The organism is Streptomyces sp. NPDC020192 (genome assembly GCF_044388685.1).
Lineage (GTDB): Bacteria > Actinomycetota > Actinomycetes > Streptomycetales > Streptomycetaceae > Streptomyces.
This window is the reverse complement of record NZ_JBIRXG010000019.1, coordinates 140,030-162,364: the sequence shown is the minus strand read 5'-3', so window position 1 is coordinate 162,364 and position 22,335 is coordinate 140,030. Positions and strand designations below refer to the sequence as shown.

Below are 22,335 nucleotides of genomic sequence, written 5' to 3'. Positions count from 1 at the left end.
CCATGAACGACGCGGCCATCGACTACGCGGGGGTGTTCCAGGCGCTCCCGGGCATGGTGGCGCTGCTGACGCCCGACCTGATCTACGTGGACGCCAACGAGGAGTATCTGCGGGTGGCCGGGCGTACGCGCGAGCAGGTGGTAGGGCGCCACCTCTTCGACGTCTTCCCGGACAACCCGAACGACCCCGGCGCCTCGGGCATGCGCAACCTGGCCGCCTCGATGGCGCGGGTCGTGGCGACCGGCGAGCGTGACGCCATGGCCCTGCAGCGGTACGACGTCGAGGATCCCGAGCGGCCCGGAGAGTGGGAGGAGCGGTACTGGAGCCCGGTCAACGCGCCGGCTTTCGGCCCGGACGGGAAGGTGGCGCTGGTGGTGAACCGGGTCGAGGAGGTCACCGAGCTGATCCGGGCCCGCGGCGGCCCCGGCGGCAGCCGGTCCCGCGTCCTCGAGGCCGAGCTGTACACACGCGCCCGCGAACTGCAGGAGCTCAACGAGCGGTTGCGTCAGGCCCACGCCCGCGAGCGCGAGGTGGCCCTCGCCCTGCAGAAGGCGATGCTCCCCGCCCCCCGGCAGGTCGGCCACCACCAGGTGGCGGTGCGCTACCGGCCCGCGGCCGGCGCGCTGAACGTGTGCGGGGACTGGTACGACATCGTCGACCTGGTGGGCGGCCACGGCATGGCCGTGGCCGTGGGCGACGTGGTCGGGCACGGTCTGGAGGCCGCCGGGGTGATGGGCCAGCTGCGCAGCGCGCTGAGCGCCGCCTCCCGGGTCGCCGTGGGGCCGGGCGAGGCCCTGAACGTGCTGGGGCTGTACGCGCACGTCGTCGACGGGGCCGAGTCGGCCACCGCCGTCTCGACGTTCATCGACTTCGACCACCACACGATCAGCTACAGCAGCGCGGGGCACCCGCCGCCCGTCCTGGTCCACCCCGACGGCCGCGTGGAGTTCCTCGACCAGGCCACCGACCCGCCGCTCGACGCCCGCCCCGACCCGTTCCCCAGACCCCAGGCCTGGACGGCCTACGCCGAGGGCGCCACGCTCGTCCTCTACACCGACGGCCTGATCGAGCGCCGGGGCGAGGACATCGACACCGGTCTGGCCCGCCTCGCCGACTCCCTCGACCGCCACCGCGAGGAGGACCCCGAGGACCTCGCGGACGCGGTCCTGCTGGAGCTGCTGCCTCCCGGTGGCGCCACGGACGACACGGCGCTGGTCATCGTGCGGCTGTAGCGGGTGCGCGGGCATGAGGGGGGTGCCGGGTGGTTACGTATGACTTACGTATCACCGCAGACGTACGAGTGAGGGGCGAGCCGTGTTCTACTACCTGCTCAAGTACGTGCTGCTGGGACCCCTGCTGAGACTGGTCTTCCGGCCCCGGATCGAGGGGCTGGAGAACGTACCCGCGGAGGGGCCGGCCATCGTCGCCGGGAACCATCTCTCCTTCTCCGACCACTTCCTGATGCCGGCGATCCTCAAGCGCCGGATCACGTTCCTGGCGAAGGCGGAGTACTTCACCGGCCCGGGGCTCAAGGGCCGGCTCACCGCGTTCTTCTTCCGCAGCGCCGGCCAGATCCCGGTGGACCGCTCGGGCAAGGAGGCGGGGCAGGCGGCGATCCGCGAGGGGCTGAACGTGCTGGGCAAGGACGAGTTGCTCGGCGTCTACCCGGAGGGGACCCGGTCGCACGACGGGCGGCTCTACAAGGGCAAGGTCGGCGTCGCCGTGATGGCGCTCAAGGCCGGCGTACCGGTCGTACCCTGCGCGATGATCGGCACGTTCGAGGCCCAGCCGCCCGGCAAGGTCATCCCGAACATCCACCCCGTCACCATCCGCTTCGGCAGACCCCTCGACTTCTCCCGCTACGCCGGCATGGAACGGGAGAAGGCGATCCTGCGCGCCGTCACCGACGAGATCATGTACGCGATCCTGACGCTCTCCGAGCAGGAGTACGTCGACGAGTACGCGGCCGTCGTCAAGGCCCGCCAGGCCGCGGAGACGGGCGGGAAGGAGCGCAAGTTCCCGCGGGCACCGCTCAGTTGACGGCCGTTGCGTGAGTGAGGGGCGGCCGGAGCATCCCGGCCGCCCCTCGTCACCGTACGGAGGTCACGGCTTGGGCGTGGCGTGCGGGCCGCAGGTCACGTCCGCGCCGTCCAGCTTGCCGTCGATCAGGTACGCGTCGACGCGCTGGTTGATGCAGGGGTTGACCAGGCCGGTCACACCGTGGGAGCCCGCGTCCTTCTCGGTGATCAGACGGGAGCCCGCGAAGCGGTCGTGCAGCGTGACGGCGCCCTCGTACGGGGTGGCGGCGTCCCGGGTGGACTGCACGATCAGCACCTGCGGCAGGCCCTTGTGAGTCGTGACGTCGACCGGGTTCTGCTGCTTGACCGGCCAGGTGGCGCACGGCAGGTTCATCCACGCGTTGGCCCAGGTCATGAACGGGTACTGCGCGTTGAGCCGGGTGTTGTCCCGGTCCCACTTCTTCCAGCTGGTCGGCCACTTGGCGTCGGTGCACTCGACGGCCGTGTAGACGGCGTTGCCGTTCTCCGAGGCGATGTTGCCCGCGGTGTCGGACATGTTGGGCGCGGCCGCGTCGACGAGCGCCTGGGTGTCACCGGCGACGTACTTGCCGAACACCGTGGCGACCGGCACCCACGAGGAGTCGTAGTACGGCGCCTTCTGGAAGAAGGAGATCAGCTCGGCCGGGCCGACGACCCCTCCGATCGGGCTCTTCTTGGCGGTGGCGCGCAGCTGGAGCCACTTGGCCTGGACGGCGTCGCGGGTGGTGCCGAGGTGGAAGGCGGCGTCGTTCTTGGCGACCCAGTCCTCCCAGTCCTTCCAACGGCCCTCGAAGGCGATGTCCTGGTTCAGGTTGGCCTGGTACCAGATGTTCTCGCGGGCGGGGTTGACCACGCTGTCCACGATCATGCGGCGCAGGTGGCCCGGGAAGAGGGTGCCGTAGACGGCACCGAGGTAGGTGCCGTAGGAGACACCGAGGTAGTTGAGCTTCTTCTCGCCCAGGGCCGCGCGGATGACGTCGAGGTCGCGGGCGGTGTTGGGCGTGGTCATCTGCTGGAGCATCGCACGGCCGGTGCGGTCCAGGCAGCCGTCCGCGTACTGGCGGGCCAGCTTGCGCTGGGCCAGCTTGTCCGCCTCGGAGTCCGGCACCGGGTCCATCTTCGGCGCCTTGGCGAACTCCTGCGGGTCCTCGCAGGAGATCGGCGCGGAGTGGCCGACGCCGCGCGGGTCGAAGCCGACGAAGTCGTAGGCCTTGGCGACGTTGGCCCACACGGGGTTCTTGGTGGTGACGCGGCGCGGGAAGCGCAAGCCCGAGCCGCCGGGGCCGCCCGGGTTGTAGACGAGCGCGCCCTGGCGCTCGGCCTTGGTACCGGTGTTGCCGATGCGGTCGACGGCGAGCTTGATCTGCTTGCCGTACGGGTGGGCGTAGTCGAGCGGCACGCTGACCCAGCCGCACTGGATGGGCTTCTCCAGCCCCCAGTCGGCCGGGCAGTCCTGCCAGTTGATGCCCGCCTCGGCGGCGCGGGCGGCGGCGATCTCGGCGCCCCTGGCCTCCCGGCCCTGGCTGGGCCGGCCGGCGGCGCTGGCCGCGGGTGCCGTCACGGCGCCGGCGACCAGAGTGGCGGTGACAAGTGCTCCGGCCGAACCGAGCGCCAACAGGCGGCTCTTCGGTCTGTTCTCCCTCAAGTGGGCCCCTCCCCCTACATCAGGATCACTGCGAGTGGTCAGTTCGGGGGATCCTCTCGGCTGTGAGCCGTCTGGGAACAGGGGTCGCCTGCCATCTTTACCAATCCGATAACCGGACGATCATGTTCGGCTGCTGAGCCGTGCTAGTGACTCGTCGAGGAGTCGTCGTAGCCGTAGTGCGTCCGGTGCCACGGCGCTGACCAGTGCCGCGGGACCGGCCAGCGGTATCAGAGCGGCGCACTCGTCCAGCATCCGGGGCTCGGCCGGGTGTGTGGCGAACTCGGGTCGTACGACCACAAGTTGACCCACCGCGCGATGCCCCGCCAGCACCGCCGGACCGTCCCAGCCGTCCGGCGCCCCAGGCCCGCAGGCCAGTTCCTGGTCCAGCACCGTCCGGCCCGCGACGCGTACGGTCAGTCGGCCGGTGAGCCGCCCGGGCTCCTCTCCCGCTCGCCCGAGCACCTGTTCCTCGCGCAGTACGAGCCGGGCTCCGGCGGCGAGTTCGGCCCGCGTGGTGACGTGCAGATCGCTGCCGTGGGCCGAGATCAACTGCTCGGGGAGCCAGTGCAGTTCGGCATCGTCGGCCACGTCGAGCCGGACGTCGTAGCGGGCCTCGTCCTTGGTCTGGCCCGGCAGGGCGATGGTGGCGGCCGCCGACCCGACGTGCAGCCGCGCGCCCGCCGCGACGCTCGCCGACAGCGCGAGGCGGTCGCCGCCGAGGGGGCCGCTCATCGCGCCGACGACCATCACCTTCGCCTCGCCGTCGACGGCCCGGGTACGCCGCAGGGCCAGCGGGCCCTCTCCGTCCAGCACGGGCAGTGCGGTGCCGCCGCGGCCGTCGGGGCGGGCGACGATCCGCGCGTGCGCCCGGACGCCGGTGGTGGTCACGCCGTCCACGCGGCGAGCCGTTCCCGTACCCAGGCGGCTACGTCGGCGACCCCGTGCTCGCCGCGCAACGACTGGAAGACGACGGGGAGTTCGGCGCGCTGCGCCTTGGCGTCGGCGGCCATCCGGGCGAGATCGGAGCCGACGTACGGCGCGAGGTCGGTCTTGTTGACCACGAGCAGGTCGGCGGTGGTGACGCCGGGGCCGCCCTTGCGCGGGATGTCGTCGCCGCCGGCCACGTCGATCACGAAGATCTGCGCGTCCACGAGCCCCCTGGAGAAGGTCGCGGTGAGGTTGTCGCCGCCGGACTCGACGAGGATCAGGTCCAGCGGGCCGACCGCGTCCTCCAGGTCCTCCACGGCCTCGAGGTTGGCGGAGATGTCGTCGCGGATCGCCGTGTGCGGGCAGGCGCCGGTCTCCACGGCGGTGATCCGCTCGGGCGGCAGCACGGCCTCCCGGAGCAGGAACTCGGCGTCCTCGCGGGTGTAGATGTCGTTGGTGACGACGGCGAGGGACAGCTCGTCGCGCAGCGCCCGGCACAGCGCGGCGACGGTCGCGGTCTTCCCGGATCCGACGGGCCCGCCGAGCCCGATGCGCAGGGCACGGCGGGTTCCGTCGGGGCGGTGCGCGTCGGCGCTGACGGCGGCGGGGCCGGTGTGGGTGTGGTCGAGGTGCATGTACGGCTCCTATGTGGGTGGCCTGGTCCCGGGGACGGCCACTCTTGGTTCAGGCGGGTCGGGCGGGCGACGTCATGAAGCGAACAGCCGTACCGCCCAGGCCGCGTGCCACTGCGCGCCCACCTCCAGCAGGGGCCCGGACGCCGCGGGCAGCGCGTCGGCACCCTCGTCGAGTACCCTCCGGGCCGCCGCCACCGCCGTATCCGCCACGCGGTCCAACTCCGGTGCCAGCCGGGCCAGTACGCCGGTCGCGTCGAACGGGTCCAGGCTCAGCAGCCGTACCGTGGCCGTGGCCGGTCCGCTGACGCTCTCGTAGAGCGCGCAGTAGGCCGCGTCCTGCGGGGCGAGTCCGGCCGCCCGCGCGGTCAGACCGAGGACCACCGGCTGGTGCGCGCCCTTGGGGAACTGCCGTGCCAGCGCGTCGAGTTCGGCCGACGGCCAGCTCGCCCGCGCCGCCCGCAGCAGCTGTCGGCCGAGGCGCCGCGCAGCGGCCCGCAGGGCGGGCGACGGCGTGCGGGCGTCCGCCGCCGCGTCCAACTCCCCGGGATCCACACCGAGTACGGCGGCCGCCGCCAGCGCGCCCGCGACCAGTCCGGCGGTGTGCAGCCGGCCCCGGCAGAAGTCCTCCAGGCTCGCGGCGGAGGTGATCCGGCCCGCCTTGACGGCGGCCTCCGCCCCGCCGGAGTGCGCGTGCCCTCCGGCGGGAAAGCGGCCGTCGGCCAGGACGAGCAGTGCGGCCCTGCTCATCAGAAGAGGAAGTAGCGCTGGGCCATGGGCAGTTCGGCGGCCGGGGTCGCCTCGACCAGTTCGCCGTCGATGTGCACGGCGAAGCTGTCGGGGTCGATCCGGACGTCGGGCCGGGCGTCGTTCTCGCGCATGTCGGCCTTGGTGACCTGGCGCGTGGACTCGATCGCCACGAACCGCTTGCCGAGCTGCAGCCGCTCCGGGAGTCCGTCGTCGATCGCCAGCTGGGCCACGAAATTCACCGAGTTGGCTGCCGGGGCGCGGCCGATCGCGCCGTACATCGGGCGGGGCAGGATCGGCTGCGGGGTGGGGATGGAGGCGTTGGCGTCGCCCATCTGCGCGTACGCGATCTGCCCGCCCTTGAGCACGAGGAGCGGCTTGACCCCGAAGAACGCGGGCTCCCACAGCACCAGATCGGCGAGCTTGCCGGTCTCGACGGAGCCGATCTCGGCGGCGAGGCCCTGGGCGAGCGCCGGGTTGATCGTGTACTTGGCGACATACCGCCGTACCCGACGGTTGTCCGCACGGCCGTCGCCGGGCAGGGCGCCCCGCCGCCGCTTCATCACATGCGCGGTCTGCCAGGTGCGCAGGATCACCTCGCCCACGCGCCCCATCGCCTGGGAGTCGGAGGAGATGATCGAGATCGCGCCGAGGTCGTGGAGGATGTCCTCCGCGCCGATGGTGGACGGCCGGATCCGGGACTCGGCGAACGCCAGGTCCTCGGGGACGGCGGGGTTGAGGTGGTGGCACACCATCAGCATGTCGAGGTGTTCCTCGGCGGTGTTGACGGTGAACGGCCGGGTCGGGTTGGTGGAGCTGGGCAGCACGTTGGGCTGCGAGACCACGGTCATGATGTCCGGCGCGTGCCCGCCGCCGGCGCCTTCGGTGTGGTACGAGTGGATGCCCCGGCCCGCGATCGCGGCGAGGGTGTCGCCGACGAAGCCGGCCTCGTTGAGGGTGTCCGTGTGGATGGCGACCTGGATGCCGGTGCGGTCCGCCACGGTCAGCGCGGCGTCGATGACCGCCGGGGTGGAGCCCCAGTCCTCGTGCAGCTTCAGGCCGGCCGCGCCGCCGCGGATCTGGGAGAGCATCGCCTCGTGGCTGACGGTGTTGCCCTTGCCGAGGAAGCCGACGTTGACCGGGTAGGCCTCCATCGCCTCCAGCATCCGGGCCAGATGCCAGGGGCCGGGCGTCACGGTGGTCGCCTTGGAACCCTCGGCGGGACCGGTGCCGCCGCCGACCAGGGTGGTGATGCCGGAGGCCAGCGCCTCGTCGGCGATCTGCGGGCAGATGAAGTGGACGTGGGCGTCGATGGCGCCGGCGGTGAGGATGCGTCCGTTGCCCGCGATGATCTCGGTCTCGGGGCCGATGACCAGGTCGGGGTGGACGCCGTCCATGGTGTCGGGGTTGCCGGCCTTGCCGAGTGCGGTGATCCGGCCGTCGCGGATGCCGACGTCGGCCTTGACGACGCCCCAGTGGTCGACGACGACGGCTCCGGTGATCACGGTGTCGGGGGTGCCCTCGGCGCGGGTGGCGCGGGACTGGCCCATGGACTCGCGGATGACCTTGCCGCCACCGAAGACCGCCTCGTCCCCGGAGGCGCCGGGGCCGCCGGAGCGGTCCTCCTCGATCTCGATCAGCAGATCGGTGTCGGCGAGCCGGATGCGGTCACCGGTGGTCGGGCCGAACAGGTCGGCGTAAGCACCGCGGGAGATCTCAGGCACCTGCTGCTCCGTTCGCTTCTCCGCCCGCGAGGCGCCCGCGCGGGTTGTCGGTCGTCTGCGGCCCGGCGGCCTCGCGTGCGTCGCTCACATCGAGGGCACCTCCGGTCTCCCCGCGCAGCCCCGGCACGATCCGGGCGCCGGTGAGGGGGACGAGTTCGACGTCGGCGGGGATGCCGGGCTCGAAGCGCACGGCGGTGCCGGCGGCGATGTTCAGCCGCTTGCCGCGGGCCGCGGCGCGGTCGAACTCCAGGCCGGGGTTGGCCTCGGCGAAGTGGTAGTGGGAGCCGACCTGGACGGGCCGGTCGGCGGCGTTGAGAACGGTCAGACGGGTGATCTCGCGACCGTCGTTGACCTTGACGGGTTCGTCCGCGAACAGGATCTCTCCGGGAATCATCGCGGCGCCCCTCAGATGATCGGCTCGTGCACGGTGACGAGCTTCGTGCCGTCCGGGAAGGTGGCCTCCACCTGGACGTCGTGGATCATCTCGGGGACGCCCTCCATGACGTCGTCCCTGGTGAGGAGCTTGCGGCCGGAGGACATCAGCTCGGCGACGGTACGGCCGTCACGCGCGCCCTCGAGGATGTGCGACGTGATGAGGGCGACCGCTTCCGGGTGGTTGAGCCTGAGTCCACGGGCCCGGCGTTTCTCGGCGACGTCGGCCGCCACATGGATGAGCAGCCTCTCTTGCTCGTGCGGGGTCAGTTGCACGTCCCACCTCACAGTCCTCGCTCCGGACCGTGCGGGGTCCGGTTACCGCAACCACCACGCAGCAAAACTCCTGGTGGCGTGGATCGGCAGGCTAGTTCGGCGGAGTTTCAACGACGTTAACCAGACCTTGATCACTTCATGGCCGTACGACGGTCACGACACCTCGGGACCCCGGTGCTCGGCCGCGATCCCGAACCGCTGCTGTTCGCGCCGGGCGGAACCGGCCTCGCGGATCCCCGAGACCGAGCTGACGATCTGCTCTTCGACCTGCCCCTCGGCCGGAGCGTCCAGCGCGTCCAGCCGTTCCAGATCGGCGGCCGAGACCAGCGCGACCAGCGGCTTTCCATGCCGGGTCACGACGACGCGCTCACCGCCGTACACCACCCGGTTGATCAGGTCGGCGAGCTCAGCCCTGGCTTGTGTCACCGGAATCTCATAGGCCATGCCCCATTCTAACGTCACGTACATCCTGTACATTTTTTACAGAAGCTGAGCCGCGCCGACGGCCGCGTCACGAGGAGGGGTATGTCCATGTCCCGGGAATCCGCCAGCTACGCCCGCTATGTCCTGCCGGAGTTCACCGAGCGCACCAGCAGCGGCGCGCGCACGCTCGATCCCTACGGCAAGCTCTTCGAGGACCGGATCGTCTTCCTCGGCACCCCGCTCGACGACACGGCGGCCAACGACGTGATGGCGCAGCTCATGTGCCTGGAACACGCGGCCCCCGAGCGGGACATCACGCTGTACGTCAACTCCCCCGGCGGCACCTTCCAGGCGATGACCGCGATCTACGACACGCTGCGCTACGTCAGTTGCGACGTGGCCACCTACTGCCTGGGCCAGGCCGCCTCCTACGCCGCGCTGCTGCTCGCGGCCGGCACCCCGGGCAAGCGGTTCACGCTGCCCGGCGCGCGCATCGTGATCGAGCAGCCCCGGCTGGCCGAGCCGGTGCAGGGGCAGCCGAGCGACCTGCTCATCCAGGCCGAGGAGTTGAGCCGGATGCGGGCGCTGGCGGAGGAAATGCTCGTACGGCACACCGGGCGCACGGCGGAGCAGGTGCACGCCGACCTGGAACGGGACGTGGTGCTGGACGCCCCGGCCGCCCTGTCCTACGGTCTGGTGGACGGCATCGTGCCCAGCCGGCGGAGCATGCCCGGCGCACCGGACGCGAGGTGAGCCGCCGATGCTTCCGGAGCTGCCGCCGCTGCCCGCGCTGACCCGTGCCGAGGGCGACCTGATCGACCGTTACCTGGAGGCGGTCGACCTGCTGGGCAGGATCAACCCGGCCCTCGACGGCGACACCTACCGGGGTCTGCGCGCGGCCCAGGCCCTGGTGCGCAAGGCCGCAGAGCTGCGTGACGCCCTCGCGTCGATGCATCAGCGGGGCGAGACGGAGCTGCACGGGGACACGCTGGCACGGGCGTTGCGGGTGCTGGACGGTGAACGCCGTACTGCGCGCGTCGCGCTCCCGCCGGACGGCGTCCGCTGATCCGGACGCCCGAGCGGACCGACGGGACCGCGGTGTCGACATGTGCCGTTCGGACGCGACACAAACGGCCCGAACGACGTACCACCGGCCGGTGGATGTCCAGATCGTTTTCGGGGTCTTCCGACTTGCGCACAGCGCCGGTTCGGCGATCGCACGAAGGTGCATTCTCCCAGGTCCGGGGCTACGTACGGGAACTGACGATGCCTCGAACACACCACTGTCCACCCGAACGGGTGAGTGGTGAGTAACGCCACAAATCCCCGGATCCATTGGGTTTTTCGGACAGCCGTGGGTGAAGATCCGTGACTGACGACAAGCCCCCGCCACCGCGGCGGGGCGATCCGGGCGGACGCCGAGTCCTGCCGCCGCCCGGATGACCGGTCGACAGGAGTGGATCGGCAGGAGTGGAGGACCCGAGCAAGACGGGTCGCCGGAACGGATGTTCGTCTGTGCGTCACTGGCAGACGGCCGGACGTTCCGAGCAGCCCTTGGGGTGAAGCCGCGGCAACGCGGCCGGGCACCTTCGCCAGCCCGAATCCGACAGGTCATCCTTCACAGGCGGCTGACGAAGGGTTGCGCATGACTGCGCTCAATCGTGTCCCGTCGCTCATGGCCCGGGCCGGTACGGCCTCGGCCCTCACCCTCGCCGCCGTCGGCGGCTCGATCGTGGTCCCGGGTCTCGCCACCGACGCCTCGGCCGCGAGCCTCGCGACGAAAGCCCTCCAGGTCGCGGCCTCCGAGAAGGGTGCCCCGTACGCGTGGGGGGCCACCGGACCGCGCCGCTTCGACTGCTCGGGGCTGACGCTCTACTCGTTCAAGAAGGCGGGCAAGACCCTGCCGCGTACCGCAGCCGCGCAGTACAACAAGACGCACCACATCTCGGCCGGCAGCCGCCGCGCCGGTGACCTGGTGTTCTTCCACTACGGCTCGAACGTCTACCACGTCGGCATCTACGCCGGTCACAACAAGATCTGGCACGCGCCGAAGACCGGGGACGTGGTGCGGCTCCAGAAGATCTGGACCAGGAGCGTCTGGTACGGCCGGGTCAGCTGATCCGCCGTCAGGGCAGGAGCGGCTCCAGCAGCAGGGCCGCTCCCCCCACCGTCAGCGCCACCCCGGTGTCCGCCTGAAGCCCACGGGCGGCCCGGGGCCACTGCTGGTCGTCCCTTCACTGCGCCGTCGGCACCGCCCACGGCAGTTCGATGGAGACCGTCTTGCCGCCCTCCCGGGTGGGGCGGATGCGGAGTTTGCCGCCGCATTCGGCGGTGAGCCAGCGGATGATGACCATGCCGCGCCCGTTGTCCTGCTGGACGGCGGCAGGCAGTCTTTTCGGGAAGCGCGGATGACTGTCCGTGACGCCGATCCGCAGGTGTTCGTCACGGTGCAGCGCGATGTCGACCGTGAAGGTGGGTGACTGACCGAAGGTGTGCTGTACGGCGTTGGTGGCGAGTTCGGAGACGATGAGCCGCACGGTGTCGGCCGCTTCGGTGTCCGACGGCAGACCCCATTCCGCGAGGGTGCCCACGACGTACGAGCGGGCGGCGGAGACCGAGGCGGGATCGCTCGGCAGAGTGACGGATGCTTCCAGGTGGTCTGCCATGGCGACGTCGTCCCTTTCCCACGGGACCGCAGTCCGACAAGGAGCGGATTCGAGTACGGTCCCGGACTGGTGCTTCTTCGTCAGACTGCCATCACCGGGCCGGTCACGGGGAGCGATCCACCAGGATATGCATATATCTGTCGCCCAAAGCGGTGAACTCTACGACGCGAGACCGTATTCGGGCGGTCCGGAAGGAGTAAGGAGGAGCCCATGCAGAACGGGCCGGCAGTTCGGCGCCGCAAACTGGGCGCCGAACTGCGCATGCTGCGTACCGGTGCTGGGCTCACGAGCGGTGAGGCGGCCCGGCTGGTCGGCTGGCACCAGTCGAAGGTGAGCCGGATCGAGACCGGTGCCAGCGGGGTGAAACCAGCCGATGTGCACTCGCTCCTGGACGCCTACGGGGTGCGGGACGGGCATCTGCGCGAGTTGCTGCTGATGCTGGCGGGCTCCGAGGGGGCGGGCGACCGGCACCGCTGGTGGCACGCCTACCGCGGGGTGCTGCCGCCCACGTACCGGGATTTCATCAGCCTGGAGTCGCAGGCCAGCGCCATGCGCACCCTGGAGACCACGGTGGTGCCGGGGCTGCTCCAGACGCCCGAGTACGCCCGCGCGGTGACCCGGGCGGCCGTGCCCGATCTGGACGAGGAGCGCCTGGACACGCTGGTGGAGGTGCGGCTGGCCAGGCAGGACGTGCTGCGCGAGGACCCGCCGCTGAAGCTGTGCGCGGTGCTGGACGAGGCGGTGCTGCGGCGCGAGGTCGGCGGCCCCGAGGTGATGACCCGGCAGCTGGAGCGGCTGCTGGAGGCCGCCCGGCTGCCCCAAGTACGGCTCCAGGTACTGCCGTTCGGCGCCGGAGCCCATGTGGGCCTCACCGGACCTTTCGTTATTTTCTCATTTCCGAGCACTTCTGATCTGGACGTGGTTGTTCTAGACCAGTTGACGAGTAGCCTCTACCTGGAACGGAAAGAAGACCTCATGGCCTACTCCGAGGCCTTCACGACCCTTCAGTTCCACGCCCTTTCCCCCGAGGACTCGTTGGACTACATCGCCGGGATAGGTGACGGCGCGTAAGGAGGCACGCCCCCCATGTCAGCACTGCCTCGGAACGTCCCTGCCAGTACCGACCTGCACGACGTGCGCTGGCTGCGCAGCAGCTACAGCACGGGAGCCAACAACTGCGTGGAGACGGCACGGCCGCGCTCCGGCCCAGGGGCCGGAGCGCTCGCCGTACGGGACTCCAAGAGCCCGGCCGGACCCGCACTGCTCTTCTCGGCCGACAGCTGGGCGGAGTTCCTCACCGCCATCTGATCAGCACCGGTGCAGCACGGCCGTGTCACGCCGACTCATGGTCGCGTTTCGCCGATCACCCGTACAGCGCGTTCGATCTCGGCCCCGGACAGGTCCGCGCGGGCGGTCAGCCTCAGCCGCGAGATGCCGTCGGGCACGGAAGGAGGACGGAAGCAGCCCACGGCCAGCCCTGCCGTACGGCAGTCGGCCGCCCAGCGCACGGCCTGCTCCGGGGACGGAGCCCGCACGGAGACCACCGCGGCATCCGGACGCACCGCCTCCAGACCCGCGGCGGTCAGCCGTGCGTGCAGTTCCGCGGCCACCTCACGCGCCCGCGCCGCGCGCTGCGGCTCCCGCACGAGCAGCCGCAGTGCCGCCAGGGCCGCACCGGCCGCCGCCGGGGCCAGACCCGTGTCGAAGATGAAGGTCCGGGCCGCGTTGACCAGATGGTCGATCACCCGCGCCGGTCCCAGCACCACCCCGCCCTGACTGCCCAGCGACTTGGACAGGGTGGCCGTGACCACCACGTCCGCGGCGCCCGCGAGCCCGGCCGCGTACGGCGCGCCCCGGCCACCGTCGCCCAGCACCCCGAGCCCGTGCGCGTCGTCCACGACCAGCCCGGCACCGTGCTCCCGGGCGGCCTCGGCCAGCGCGGCCAGCGGTGCCGCGTCGCCGTCCACGGAGAACACCGTGTCGGAGACGACGATCGCCGCGCCCGCGTGCCCGGCCAGGGCCTTGCGCACCGCCTCCGGGTCCGCGTGCCCGACGACCTGCCGCTCACCGCGGGCGAGCCGGCATCCGTCGATGAGCGAGGCGTGGTTGCCCGCGTCGGAGACGATCAGCGAGCCGTGCGGGCCGAGCGCGGTGACCGCGGCCAGGTTCGCGGCGTAACCGGAGGAGAAGACCAGGGCCGCCTCGACACCGCAGAAGGCGGCCAGCTCGCGCTCCAGCTCGGTGTGCAGCTCGGTGGTGCCGGTGACCAGCCGGGAGCCGGTGGACCCGCCGCCCCAGGTCCGGGCCGCCCCGGCGGCGCCCTCGGCGACCTCGGGGTGGTGGGCGAGGCCCAGGTAGTCGTTGCTCGCCAGGTCCAGCAGGGCTGAGTCGGCGGGGCGCGGGCGCAGGGTCCGTACGAGTCCGGCGCGGCGGCGCGCCTCGGCCTGGTCGTCGATCCAGCCGAACGCCATGGGTCCTCCGGGGCTTTTGTAGGTAGCGGACAGACCCTAGCGGGACGACCAGCCGCCCAGGGTGTGGCAATACCCACACGGTGAACCGTCTCCGTTGTGCAAACTCTCCTTGGCCCGGGGCGGCCCCGTAGGACAGGATCGGACCTCATGGACCTGCTGAACACGCTGGTGGACAAGGGGCTTCGGCGCGAGCTGCCGACCCGCGAGGAAGCGCTCGCCGTTCTGGCCACCTCCGACGACGACCTGCTCGATGTGGTGGCCGCGGCCGGAAAGGTGCGCCGGCACTGGTTCGGGCGACGGGTGAAACTCAACTATCTGGTGAACCTCAAGTCGGGCCTGTGCCCCGAGGACTGCTCCTACTGTTCCCAGCGGCTCGGCTCCGACACCGGCATCCTTAAGTACACCTGGCTGAAGCCCGACGAGGCCTCCAAGGCCGCGGCGGCCGGGCTGGCCGGCGGCGCCAAGCGCGTCTGCCTGGTGGCGTCCGGCCGGGGTCCGACCGACCGCGACGTGGACCGGGTCGCCGGCACCATCAAGGCGATCAAGGAGCAGAACGAGGGCGTCGAGGTGTGCGCCTGCCTCGGGCTGCTCTCCGACGGCCAGGCCGAGCGGCTGCGCGAGGCGGGCGCGGACGCCTACAACCACAACCTCAACACGTCCGAGGGGACGTACGCGGACATCACCACCACCCACACCTACGCCGACCGGGTGGATACGGTGAACAAGGCGCACGCCGCCGGTCTGTCCGCGTGTTCCGGGCTGATCGCGGGCATGGGCGAGAGCGACGAGGACCTCGTCGACGTGGTCTTCTCGCTGCGCGAGCTGGACCCGGACTCGGTCCCGGTCAACTTCCTGATCCCGGTCGAGGGCACCCCGCTGGCCAAGGAGTGGAACCTCACCCCGCAGCGCTGTCTGCGGATCCTCGCCATGGTGCGGTTCGTGTGCCCGGACGTCGAGGTGCGCATCGCGGGCGGCCGTGAGGTCCATCTGCGCACGATGCAGCCGCTCGCCCTGCACCTGGCCAACTCCATCTTCCTCGGCGACTACCTGACCACCGAGGGCCAGGCCGGCAAGGCCGACCTGGAGATGATCGCGGACGCCGGGTTCGAGGTGGAGGGCGCCGACGAGGTGACCCTGCCCGAGCACCGGGCGACGGCGGCCGCGGGCGGCTGCGGGTCGCACGAGAGCGCCGGGTGCGGGTCCGTTTGTGGCTCGCACGAGGGTGCGGACGTGTGCGGTACGGCGGCCACGCCCGCGGTGTCCGTCGCGAACGAGGCTCGCACCGACCTCGTCGCCGTCCGCCGCCGGGGTGCCGGAACGGACCTCGCGCCCAATGCCTGAGCTGGGTGTACCCCACCTGCTGGAGCTGGACCGGCGGCACGTCTGGCATCCGTACGGACCGATGCCCGGGCGTGTCGAACCGCTCGTCGTGGAGTCGGCGAGCGGGGTCCGGCTGCGGCTCGCGGACGGCTCGGGCGATCTGGTGGACGGCATGTCGTCCTGGTGGTCGGCGATCCACGGCTACGGCCACCCGGTCCTCGACGAGGCGGCTCGGCGGCAGCTCGGCCGGATGAGCCATGTGATGTTCGGCGGGCTCACGCACGAGCCCGCCGTACGGCTCGCGAAGCTCCTTGTCGACATCTCGCCCGACGGCCTGGAACACGTCTTCCTCGCCGACTCCGGCTCGGTGTCGGTCGAGGTCGCCGTGAAGATGTGCCTGCAGTACTGGCGCTCCCTCGGCCGCGCGGGCAAGCGGCGGCTGCTGACCTGGCGCGGTGGCTACCACGGCGACACCTGGCAGCCGATGGCGGTGTGCGACCCCGAGGGCGGGATGCACGAGCTGTGGTCCGGCGTGCTCCCGCGCCAGGTCTTCGCGGACGCGCCGCCCGCCGCGTACGAGGAGGCGTACGCGGACCATCTGCGCGAGCTGATCGCACGGCACGCGGACGAGCTGGCCGCGGTGATCGTGGAACCGGTGGTGCAGGGCGCGGGCGGGATGCGCTTCCACTCCCCCGCCTATCTGCGGGTGCTGCGCGAGGCGTGCGACGCGCATGACGTGCTGCTGGTGTTCGACGAGATCGCCACCGGGTTCGGCCGTACGGGTGCGCTGTTCGCGGCGGACCACGCGGCCGTCACCCCGGATGTGATGTGTGTGGGCAAGGCGCTGACCGGCGGCTACCTGACGATGGCGGCGACGCTGTGCACCGCGCGCGTGGCCGACGGGATCTCGCGGGGCGAGGTGCCGGTGCTCGCGCACGGCCCGACGTTCATGGGCAACCCGCTCGCGGCGGCCGTGGCCTGCGCCTCCGTCGAGCTGCTGCTGGGCCAGGACTGGCTGTCGGAGGTCAAGCGGATCGAGTCGGCCCTGCGAGAGGGCCTGGCACCGGCGTCCGGCCTGCCGGGGGTCCGGGACGTCCGCGTGCTGGGCGCCATCGGGGTCGTCCAGCTCGACCACGAGGTGGACATGAAGGCCGCCACGGAGGCCGCCGTACGGGAGGGCGTGTGGCTGCGCCCGTTCCGCGACCTGGTCTACACGATGCCGCCGTACGTCACCTCCGACGACGACGTGGCACGGATCGCGCGCGCGGTGTGCGCCGCGGCGCGGGAGGGATGAGATGCCGGTACTGGTGATCACGGGGACGGGCACGGAGGTCGGCAAGACCGTCACCACGGCCGCCGTCGCCGCCGCGGCGCTCACGGCGGGCCGTTCGGTGGCCGTGCTGAAGGCCGCGCAGACGGGCGTACGGCCGGACGAGCGCGGGGACGCCGACGAGGTCGCGCGGCTCGCGGGTCCGGTCACGGCGACCGAACTGGCCCGCTTTCCGGAGCCGTTGGCGCCGGGTACGGCGGCCCGGCGGGCCGGGATGGCGCCGGTGCACCCGCGGGAGGTGGCCGACCGGGCGGCCAAGCTGACCACCGAGCACGATCTGGTGCTGGTCGAGGGTGCGGGCGGGCTGCTCGTCCGTTTCGACGCGGCCGGCGGCACGCTCGCTGATGTGGCCCGGCTGCTGGACGCACCGGTGCTGCTCGTGGCCTCGGCCGGGCTCGGCACCCTGAACACCACGGAGCTGACGGCCCGCGAACTGCGGCGGCGTGAGCTGGAGTTGGCCGGCCTGGTCATCGGCAGCTGGCCCGGCTCCCCCGACCTCGCCGCCCGCTGCAACGTGGCCGACCTGCCGGAGGTCGCGGAGGCCCCGCTGCTCGGCGCGATTCCCTCCGGGGCGGGAGCAGTGCCGCCCGGCGACTTCCGGAGTGCCGCGCCGGGCTGGCTCGCGCCTCGGCTGGACGGGGTGTGGGACGCGGAGGCGTTTCGGGTGCGAGTGGCGTCGTAGGGGTGCCCTCGTGCTTCCCGGGGGACAATCACCCTGAGAACGTCCTCCGGGAGGTGCCATGCGACTGGCGTCGGCTGGGTCTGCCAAGGTGGCCCCGAGTCCCGTCCACCATCCGGTGTTCGCCCGGTTCTACGCCCGCTGCAGCGTGGGCGCCGAGACCCGGCTCGGTCTGGCCGACATTCGGGCGCGGCTGCTCACCGGGCTGTCCGGGCGGGTGATCGAGATCGGCGCGGGGAACGGGCTGAACTTCGCGCACTACCCCGCCGCCGTCGCCGAGGTCGTCGCGATCGAACCGGAGCCGCTGCTCAGGCGGTTGGCGCTGCAGGCCGCGCTGCGCGCCCAGGTACCGGTCGACGTCGTACCGGGCGCGGCGGAGGCGCTGCCGGTCAAGAGCGAGGGCTTCGACGCGGCGGTGCTGTCGCTGGTGCTGTGCAGCGTGCGGGACGTGGCGCGGACGCTGGCGGAGGTACGGCGGGTGCTGCGGCCAGGCGGCGAGGTGCGGTTCTTCGAGCACGGGCGGGGCGGCGGCCGGGCGATGACGCTGACCCAGCGGGCCCTGGACCGCACCGTGTGGCCCGCTCTGTTCGGCGGCTGTCACGTGGCCCGCGAGCCGGTCGCCGCACTGCGCGAGGCCGGGTTCGAACTCGGGCCGCACAGGCGGCTGTTGCTGCCGGAGCAGGGCCCGAAGCTGCCGACGTCGTACACCGCGCTGGGCGTCGCCTGGCGGCCGAGGGAGCCGGAGGACCGCTGACCGGCCCCGGCAGGGCGACGTACGTCAGATGCTCCAGCGGCGCAGCTCCCGCGCGATGTCGTCCACGTCCGTCCCGCCGTCCTTCACCAGCCGGGCGAGGTCGCGCACCTGCTCGGCCGTGGTGACGACCTTGACACCGCTCGCGACCAGGTAGGCGTAGGCGACCGCCGAGGCGAAGAGCGCGTTGGAGCGCTCCAGCGCCGGTACGTGGATCAGCAGCTGGAGCAGGGACGCGGCGCGGGCGTGCGGGTCGTCGTAGACGGGCACGCCGAATATCTCGGCCCGGTGCCGGGCGACGGCGGCGATGAGCGCGCCCCAGTCGGTGACCTGCGGGTCCCCGGGCGTGCGCTGTTCGGCGAGCATGAGCAGCCAGGCGAGGTCGATGCTGAGCTCGTTCAAGGGATCAGCGGCCGTCCTCGGTGCCGGTGCCGGTGCCGCGGGTCTCGGTGAACTCCTCGGCGAACACGGTCTCGTACTGCTTCATGAAGTCGGCGGCGGCCTCCACGAACGTCCGGCCCGCCTCTCCGGTGTCCTGTCTGACCAGCTCTTCGATGTAGCGGTTGACGCTGATGCCACGGGCCAGGGCGCGTTCGCGGGCCGCGCGGGCGGTGCCTTCGTCCACGCGCACGTTCAGCTGGGTCTTCGCCATGCTTAGACGCTAGCGCCCAGATGCTAGCTACGGCAAGGGCGCGCGGAACCGGCGCGCCGGGCCGGCCTGTCCCTCACGCGCTCCGTCCCCTACGCTCGCCCGGGACGGGCGGTTCACGCGACCGGGAGGCGGTCTTGTCCACACCTGCTGCACAGCACGTGCCGGGCCCCGCGCCGAACGGCGGGATCGCGGCCCGCGCCCGGGGGCTGACCAAGGCCTACGGCTCCGGCGAGACGGCCGTTCTCGCCCTGGACGCGGTGGACGTCGACATCACACGCGGCCGCTTCACCGCCGTGATGGGACCCTCGGGGTCCGGGAAGTCCACGCTCATGCACTGCCTGGCGGGGCTCGACACCGTGTCGGCCGGGCAGGTGTGGCTGGGCGACACCGAGATCACCGGGCTGAAGGAGCGGGAGCTGACCCGGCTGCGGCGCGACCGGATCGGGTTCATGTTCCAGTCGTTCAACCTCATCCCGACGCTCACGGCCGCCGAGAACATCACGCTGCCGATGGCCATCGCGGGCCGCAAGCCCGACGAGAAGTGGCTGGAGCAGGTCATCGACACGCTCGGCCTGCGGGACCGCCTGACCCACCGGCCCGCGCAGCTCTCCGGCGGCCAGCAGCAGCGGGTCGCGTGCGCGCGGGCGCTGGTCTCCCGGCCGGAGCTGATCTTCGCCGACGAGCCGACCGGCAACCTGGACTCGAGGGCCGGCCTGGAGGTGCTGGGTTTCCTGCGCGGCGCGGTGGACGATCTCGGGCAGACGGTCGTCATGGTCACCCACGATCCCGGCGCCGCCGCCCACTCCGACCTGGTGCTCTTCCTCGCGGACGGGCGGATCGTGGACGAGATGCAACGCCCGACGGCCGAAGCCGTACTGGAACGGATGCGCATTCTTCCTGGGGGGAACCCCCAGACCCCCAGGTTCGACGTCGTCCGGGACCGGCTCGGCGACGACAGCGCCGCCACCCAGGAGGACTGACCCGGTGCTCAAGGCGACCCTGAGGAGTTTCCTCGCGCACAAGGGGCGGCTCGCGCTGTCCGCGCTGGCCGTGATCCTGTCCGTGGCGTTCGTCGCGGGCAGCCTGATCTTCTCCGACACCGTCACCCGTACCTTCGACCGGCTCTTCGCCTCCACGGCCGCCGATGTGACCGTGCAGCCGAAGCAGGACCTGAAGTCCCCGGTGCCCGGCGGCACGGTGCAGACCCTGCCCGCCGCGCTGCGGGACCGGGTGGCCCGGGTGCCCGGGGTCACGGCGGCCCGCGCGGACGTCAAGGTGCAGAACGTCGTGGTGGTCGACGGCCGTGACAAGTCCGTCGGTCCGACCACGGGCGCTCCGACCATCGCCACCGCCTGGTACGTCAGCGACCGCTCCCCGGTGCGGCTGACCTCCGGCCATGCGCCGCGGGGTGCGGGCGAGGCGCTGCTGGACACGGACACGGCGGACAAGAAGCACGTACGGATCGGCGACCCGCTGACGGTGCAGGCGCAGCCGGGCACGTTCCGGGTCCGGGTCGTCGGGATCGCCACGTTCACCACGACCAACCCGGGCGCGGCCCTGGTCTTCCTGGACCCGGCGGTGGCGGGCCGGGAACTGCTCGGCTCCCAGGCGCTGGCGACCAGCGTCTCGGCGGACGCGGCGAAGGGCGTGTCCGACCCGGAGCTCAAGCGCCGGATCGGCGCGTCGATCGGCACCGGCACCTACGACCTGAAGACCGCGAACGAACAGGCCAAGTCGGCGGCGGCCGCGCTCGGCCCGTTCCTGGACGTGATCAAGTACGTGATGCTCGGTTTCGCCGGGGTCGCGCTGCTCGTCGGCGTGTTCCTCATCGTCAACACGTTCTCCATGCTGATCGCCCAACGCACCCGTGAACTGGGCCTGTTGCGGGCGCTCGGCGCGGACCGGCGGCAGGTGCGGCGCTCGGTGCTGACCGAGGCGCTGCTGCTCGGGCTGGTCGGCTCGACGCTCGGTCTCGGGGCCGGGATCGGGCTGGCGCTCGGGCTGATCCGGCTGATGAGCGCGTTCGGGATGAATCTCAAGGCCACGGAGATGGTTCTCGGCTGGGAGACGCCGGTGGCCGCGTACGTCGTCGGCCTCGGCGTCACCTTCGTGGCCGCGTATCTGCCCGCGCGGCGGGCGGCGGGGGTGTCGCCGATGGCGGCCCTGGTGGACGCGGAGGTCGCCGGTGTCGGCAAGCCGCTGAAGGCGCGGGCGATCGTCGGCGCGGTGCTGGGGGCGGCCGGGGCGGCGGCGCTGGCCGGATGCGCGGCGGCCACGAGGACCGCGCAGGCGGCCTCGCTGCTGGGCGTCGGCGTGGTCCTGACGCTGATCGCGACCGTGGTCGCCGGGCCGCTGCTGGTGCGGCCGGTGATCCGGGTGCTGGGCGCGGCCTTCCCCGCGCTGTTCGGCCCGGTCGGGAGGATGAGCCAGCGCAACGCGCTGCGCAATCCCCGCCGTACCGGCGCCACGGCGGCGGCGCTCATGGTGGGCCTCGCCCTGGTCGGCGGGATGTCGGTGGCGAGCGCCTCGATGTCGGCGTCGTTCGACCGGCAGATCGACCGGACGCTGGGCGCCGACTTCATCGTCCAGAACACCAACTACACGCCGTTCACGAAGGAGGTGCGGGACACCGTCGTCGCCACGCACGGCGTCGGGCGCGTCGTGCGGCGGCGGCTCACCCCGATCGCCGTACGGCTGCCGAACGGGGACCGGGTCGAGACGGCCGCCGTCGGATACGGCCCCGGGCTGGACGACGTCGTGCACATCACGTACGCGCAAGGAGGCACGGCGGCCGCGCTGGCGGACCGTCACCTGGCCATGGACGCCGGCTTCGCCAGGGACCACGGCGTGCGGCTCGGCAGCGTGCTCCCGGTGGAGTTCCCGGGCGGACGGCACACCGAGCTGACCGTCGGAGCGCTCACCGAGCAGGACACGGCGGAGGGCTTCGGCGCCCAGGGCGCCCTGTACTTCGGGCTCGCCACGTTCGAGAAGTACGTGCCGAACGGCCAGGACTCCGTGCTCTACGTCAACGCGGCCGCCGGTACGAAGCCGCAGGACCTGCGCCCCCGGCTGGAGCGGGCGCTGGGGCCCTTCCCCCAGGTCCAGGTGCGCAACCAGACCGACTACAAGCAACTGGTCCACGATCAGATCGCCGTCCTGCTGTACCTGGTGTACGCCCTGCTCGCCCTGGCGATCGTCATCGCCGTACTCGGTGTGGTCAACACCCTCGCCCTGTCGGTGGTGGAGCGGACGAGGGAGATCGGCCTGCTGCGCGCGATCGGGCTGGGGCGGCGGCAGTTGCGCCGGATGATCCGGCTGGAGTCGGTGGTGATAGCGGTCTTCGGCGCGGTCCTCGGTCTGGCGCTGGGCCTGGTGTGGGGCCTGAGCATGCAACGGGTGCTGGCCCTGCGCGGGCTGAGGGAGCTGGCGATCCCCTGGACCACGATCGTCGCGGTCGTGATCGGCTCGGCGGTGGTGGGCGTGGTGGCTGCTCTGCTGCCGGCCCTACGGGCGTCACGGCTGAACGTACTGGCGGCGATCGCCCACGAGTGACGGCCCTCGATCGGTGATCACTCACGGCTGACGGGCGCGTCCCCCGGTGCC

General features: G+C 71.9%; 25 protein-coding genes and 1 riboswitch. Of the genes, 13 read left to right on the top strand and 12 right to left on the bottom strand.

Annotation, left to right across the window (positions count from 1 at the left end):
• Nucleotides 1-2: 2 nt before the first annotated feature.
• Together ACH47Z_RS31915 and ACH47Z_RS31910 are read left to right on the top strand one after the other, a co-directional pair.
• A complete protein-coding gene (locus ACH47Z_RS31915; protein WP_399079880.1) occupies nt 3-1,232 on the top strand; it encodes a PP2C family protein-serine/threonine phosphatase in 1,230 nt (409 codons plus the stop codon).
• Between the two features lie 82 nt (nt 1,233-1,314).
• Complete coding sequence (locus ACH47Z_RS31910) at nt 1,315-2,040, top strand: lysophospholipid acyltransferase family protein (RefSeq protein ID WP_399079878.1); 726 nt, start codon at nt 1,315-1,317, stop codon at nt 2,038-2,040.
• A 63-nt stretch (nt 2,041-2,103) separates the two neighbouring features.
• On the opposite strand, the gene ACH47Z_RS31905 is transcribed toward ACH47Z_RS31910, so the two are convergent.
• From ACH47Z_RS31905 to ACH47Z_RS31870, 8 genes are all read right to left on the bottom strand, one after another.
• The gene (locus tag ACH47Z_RS31905; protein WP_399079876.1) at nt 2,104-3,702 is read right to left on the bottom strand and encodes an alpha/beta hydrolase; all 1,599 of its coding nucleotides are present in this window, start codon (nt 3,700-3,702) and stop codon (nt 2,104-2,106) included.
• A gap of 120 nt (nt 3,703-3,822) precedes the next feature.
• A complete protein-coding gene (locus ACH47Z_RS31900) occupies nt 3,823-4,590 on the bottom strand; it encodes an urease accessory protein UreD (RefSeq protein WP_399079874.1) in 768 nt (255 codons plus the stop codon).
• Entirely contained in the window at nt 4,587-5,264 is a 678-nt protein-coding gene (gene ureG, locus ACH47Z_RS31895) for an urease accessory protein UreG (RefSeq protein ID WP_399079872.1), read from the bottom strand. The genes ACH47Z_RS31900 and ureG overlap by 4 nt, the downstream gene beginning before the upstream one ends.
• A gap of 72 nt (nt 5,265-5,336) precedes the next feature.
• Nucleotides 5,337-6,011 (bottom strand): urease accessory protein UreF, encoded by a 675-nt coding sequence (locus ACH47Z_RS31890; protein ID WP_399079870.1) that lies wholly within the window; start codon nt 6,009-6,011, stop codon nt 5,337-5,339.
• Nucleotides 6,011-7,732, bottom strand: a complete 1,722-nt coding sequence (locus ACH47Z_RS31885) for an urease subunit alpha (RefSeq protein WP_399079868.1) — start codon at nt 7,730-7,732, stop codon at nt 6,011-6,013. The genes ACH47Z_RS31890 and ACH47Z_RS31885 overlap by 1 nt, the downstream gene beginning before the upstream one ends.
• A complete protein-coding gene (locus ACH47Z_RS31880) occupies nt 7,725-8,126 on the bottom strand; it encodes an urease subunit beta (protein ID WP_399079866.1) in 402 nt (133 codons plus the stop codon). The genes ACH47Z_RS31885 and ACH47Z_RS31880 overlap by 8 nt, the downstream gene beginning before the upstream one ends.
• 11 nt (nt 8,127-8,137) lie before the next feature.
• A complete protein-coding gene (locus ACH47Z_RS31875; RefSeq protein WP_225098894.1) occupies nt 8,138-8,440 on the bottom strand; it encodes an urease subunit gamma in 303 nt (100 codons plus the stop codon).
• A 153-nt stretch (nt 8,441-8,593) separates the two neighbouring features.
• The gene (locus ACH47Z_RS31870; RefSeq protein ID WP_399079864.1) at nt 8,594-8,884 is read right to left on the bottom strand and encodes a type II toxin-antitoxin system Phd/YefM family antitoxin; all 291 of its coding nucleotides are present in this window, start codon (nt 8,882-8,884) and stop codon (nt 8,594-8,596) included.
• Between the two features lie 87 nt (nt 8,885-8,971).
• Between ACH47Z_RS31870 and ACH47Z_RS31865 the strand changes: the two genes are divergently transcribed.
• The 3 genes from ACH47Z_RS31865 to ACH47Z_RS31855 all read left to right on the top strand — a co-directional run bounded on the left by ACH47Z_RS31865 (nt 8,972) and on the right by ACH47Z_RS31855 (nt 10,982).
• Nucleotides 8,972-9,616 carry an ATP-dependent Clp protease proteolytic subunit gene (locus ACH47Z_RS31865; RefSeq protein ID WP_399079862.1) on the top strand — a complete coding sequence of 215 codons (645 nt, stop codon included), beginning with the start codon at nt 8,972-8,974 and terminating at the stop codon, nt 9,614-9,616.
• Nucleotides 9,617-9,623: 7 nt separating this feature from the next.
• Nucleotides 9,624-9,929 (top strand): hypothetical protein, encoded by a 306-nt coding sequence (locus ACH47Z_RS31860; protein WP_399079860.1) that lies wholly within the window; start codon nt 9,624-9,626, stop codon nt 9,927-9,929.
• A gap of 340 nt (nt 9,930-10,269) precedes the next feature.
• A riboswitch (cyclic di-AMP (ydaO/yuaA leader) is annotated at nt 10,270-10,505 on the top strand.
• A 3-nt stretch (nt 10,506-10,508) separates the two neighbouring features.
• A complete protein-coding gene (locus ACH47Z_RS31855) occupies nt 10,509-10,982 on the top strand; it encodes a C40 family peptidase (protein ID WP_399079857.1) in 474 nt (157 codons plus the stop codon).
• Nucleotides 10,983-11,097: 115 nt separating this feature from the next.
• On the opposite strand, the gene ACH47Z_RS31850 is transcribed toward ACH47Z_RS31855, so the two are convergent.
• Nucleotides 11,098-11,529, bottom strand: coding sequence for an ATP-binding protein (locus tag ACH47Z_RS31850; RefSeq protein WP_399079855.1), 432 nt, complete (start codon nt 11,527-11,529; stop codon nt 11,098-11,100).
• A gap of 210 nt (nt 11,530-11,739) precedes the next feature.
• Between ACH47Z_RS31850 and ACH47Z_RS31845 the strand changes: the two genes are divergently transcribed.
• Entirely contained in the window at nt 11,740-12,600 is an 861-nt protein-coding gene (locus ACH47Z_RS31845) for a helix-turn-helix domain-containing protein (RefSeq protein WP_399079853.1), read from the top strand.
• Nucleotides 12,601-12,615: 15 nt separating this feature from the next.
• Nucleotides 12,616-12,837, top strand: a complete 222-nt coding sequence (locus tag ACH47Z_RS31840; RefSeq protein WP_399079850.1) for a DUF397 domain-containing protein — start codon at nt 12,616-12,618, stop codon at nt 12,835-12,837.
• A 35-nt stretch (nt 12,838-12,872) separates the two neighbouring features.
• Here the strand turns inward: ACH47Z_RS31840 and ACH47Z_RS31835 are convergent, their stop codons facing one another.
• Nucleotides 12,873-14,000, bottom strand: coding sequence for an 8-amino-7-oxononanoate synthase (locus ACH47Z_RS31835; protein WP_399079848.1), 1,128 nt, complete (start codon nt 13,998-14,000; stop codon nt 12,873-12,875).
• Between the two features lie 147 nt (nt 14,001-14,147).
• On the opposite strand from ACH47Z_RS31835, the gene bioB reads away from it, so the two are divergent.
• Genes bioB through ACH47Z_RS31815 form a run of 4 tightly spaced genes read left to right on the top strand, consistent with a single transcriptional unit; the run spans nt 14,148 to nt 18,083 of the window.
• Nucleotides 14,148-15,341, top strand: coding sequence for a biotin synthase BioB (gene bioB, locus ACH47Z_RS31830; protein ID WP_399079846.1), 1,194 nt, complete (start codon nt 14,148-14,150; stop codon nt 15,339-15,341).
• Nucleotides 15,334-16,614 (top strand): adenosylmethionine--8-amino-7-oxononanoate transaminase, encoded by a 1,281-nt coding sequence (locus ACH47Z_RS31825; RefSeq protein ID WP_399079844.1) that lies wholly within the window; start codon nt 15,334-15,336, stop codon nt 16,612-16,614. The genes bioB and ACH47Z_RS31825 overlap by 8 nt, the downstream gene beginning before the upstream one ends.
• 1 nt (nt 16,615) lies before the next feature.
• Nucleotides 16,616-17,332, top strand: a complete 717-nt coding sequence (gene bioD, locus ACH47Z_RS31820) for a dethiobiotin synthase (protein WP_399079842.1) — start codon at nt 16,616-16,618, stop codon at nt 17,330-17,332.
• Between the two features lie 58 nt (nt 17,333-17,390).
• Nucleotides 17,391-18,083 carry a class I SAM-dependent methyltransferase gene (locus ACH47Z_RS31815; protein WP_399079840.1) on the top strand — a complete coding sequence of 231 codons (693 nt, stop codon included), beginning with the start codon at nt 17,391-17,393 and terminating at the stop codon, nt 18,081-18,083.
• Nucleotides 18,084-18,107: 24 nt separating this feature from the next.
• On the opposite strand, the gene ACH47Z_RS31810 is transcribed toward ACH47Z_RS31815, so the two are convergent.
• Both ACH47Z_RS31810 and ACH47Z_RS31805 read right to left on the bottom strand, forming a co-directional pair.
• Nucleotides 18,108-18,482 carry a fic family toxin-antitoxin system, toxin component gene (locus tag ACH47Z_RS31810; RefSeq protein ID WP_399079838.1) on the bottom strand — a complete coding sequence of 125 codons (375 nt, stop codon included), beginning with the start codon at nt 18,480-18,482 and terminating at the stop codon, nt 18,108-18,110.
• A 4-nt stretch (nt 18,483-18,486) separates the two neighbouring features.
• Complete coding sequence (locus ACH47Z_RS31805) at nt 18,487-18,732, bottom strand: toxin-antitoxin system HicB family antitoxin (protein ID WP_399079836.1); 246 nt, start codon at nt 18,730-18,732, stop codon at nt 18,487-18,489.
• Between the two features lie 134 nt (nt 18,733-18,866).
• On the opposite strand from ACH47Z_RS31805, the gene ACH47Z_RS31800 reads away from it, so the two are divergent.
• Together ACH47Z_RS31800 and ACH47Z_RS31795 are read left to right on the top strand one after the other, a co-directional pair.
• Nucleotides 18,867-19,712: an ABC transporter ATP-binding protein gene (locus ACH47Z_RS31800; protein WP_399079834.1), complete on the top strand. Its 846-nt coding sequence runs from the start codon at nt 18,867-18,869 to the stop codon at nt 19,710-19,712.
• 4 nt (nt 19,713-19,716) lie between these two features.
• Nucleotides 19,717-22,284, top strand: a complete 2,568-nt coding sequence (locus ACH47Z_RS31795; RefSeq protein ID WP_399079831.1) for an ABC transporter permease — start codon at nt 19,717-19,719, stop codon at nt 22,282-22,284.
• Nucleotides 22,285-22,335: the final 51 nt, after the last annotated feature.

What these genes read in the sequence shown, in the direction of transcription:
- ACH47Z_RS31915 (WP_399079880.1), top strand. Translation starts at nt 3, where the DNA reads ATGAACGACGCGGCCATCGACTACGCGGGGGTGTTCCAGGCGCTCCCG.
- ureG (WP_399079872.1), bottom strand. Translation starts at nt 5,264, where the DNA reads ATGCACCTCGACCACACCCACACCGGCCCCGCCGCCGTCAGCGCCGAC.
- ACH47Z_RS31890 (WP_399079870.1), bottom strand. Translation starts at nt 6,011, where the DNA reads ATGAGCAGGGCCGCACTGCTCGTCCTGGCCGACGGCCGCTTTCCCGCC.
- ACH47Z_RS31880 (WP_399079866.1), bottom strand. Translation starts at nt 8,126, where the DNA reads ATGATTCCCGGAGAGATCCTGTTCGCGGACGAACCCGTCAAGGTCAAC.
- ACH47Z_RS31870 (WP_399079864.1), bottom strand. Translation starts at nt 8,884, where the DNA reads ATGGCCTATGAGATTCCGGTGACACAAGCCAGGGCTGAGCTCGCCGAC.
- ACH47Z_RS31865 (WP_399079862.1), top strand. Translation starts at nt 8,972, where the DNA reads ATGTCCCGGGAATCCGCCAGCTACGCCCGCTATGTCCTGCCGGAGTTC.
- ACH47Z_RS31860 (WP_399079860.1), top strand. Translation starts at nt 9,624, where the DNA reads ATGCTTCCGGAGCTGCCGCCGCTGCCCGCGCTGACCCGTGCCGAGGGC.
- ACH47Z_RS31855 (WP_399079857.1), top strand. Translation starts at nt 10,509, where the DNA reads ATGACTGCGCTCAATCGTGTCCCGTCGCTCATGGCCCGGGCCGGTACG.
- ACH47Z_RS31850 (WP_399079855.1), bottom strand. Translation starts at nt 11,529, where the DNA reads ATGGCAGACCACCTGGAAGCATCCGTCACTCTGCCGAGCGATCCCGCC.
- ACH47Z_RS31845 (WP_399079853.1), top strand. Translation starts at nt 11,740, where the DNA reads ATGCAGAACGGGCCGGCAGTTCGGCGCCGCAAACTGGGCGCCGAACTG.
- ACH47Z_RS31840 (WP_399079850.1), top strand. Translation starts at nt 12,616, where the DNA reads ATGTCAGCACTGCCTCGGAACGTCCCTGCCAGTACCGACCTGCACGAC.
- ACH47Z_RS31835 (WP_399079848.1), bottom strand. Translation starts at nt 14,000, where the DNA reads ATGGCGTTCGGCTGGATCGACGACCAGGCCGAGGCGCGCCGCCGCGCC.
- bioB (WP_399079846.1), top strand. Translation starts at nt 14,148, where the DNA reads ATGGACCTGCTGAACACGCTGGTGGACAAGGGGCTTCGGCGCGAGCTG.
- ACH47Z_RS31825 (WP_399079844.1), top strand. Translation starts at nt 15,334, where the DNA reads ATGCCTGAGCTGGGTGTACCCCACCTGCTGGAGCTGGACCGGCGGCAC.
- bioD (WP_399079842.1), top strand. Translation starts at nt 16,616, where the DNA reads ATGCCGGTACTGGTGATCACGGGGACGGGCACGGAGGTCGGCAAGACC.
- ACH47Z_RS31815 (WP_399079840.1), top strand. Translation starts at nt 17,391, where the DNA reads ATGCGACTGGCGTCGGCTGGGTCTGCCAAGGTGGCCCCGAGTCCCGTC.
- ACH47Z_RS31805 (WP_399079836.1), bottom strand. Translation starts at nt 18,732, where the DNA reads ATGGCGAAGACCCAGCTGAACGTGCGCGTGGACGAAGGCACCGCCCGC.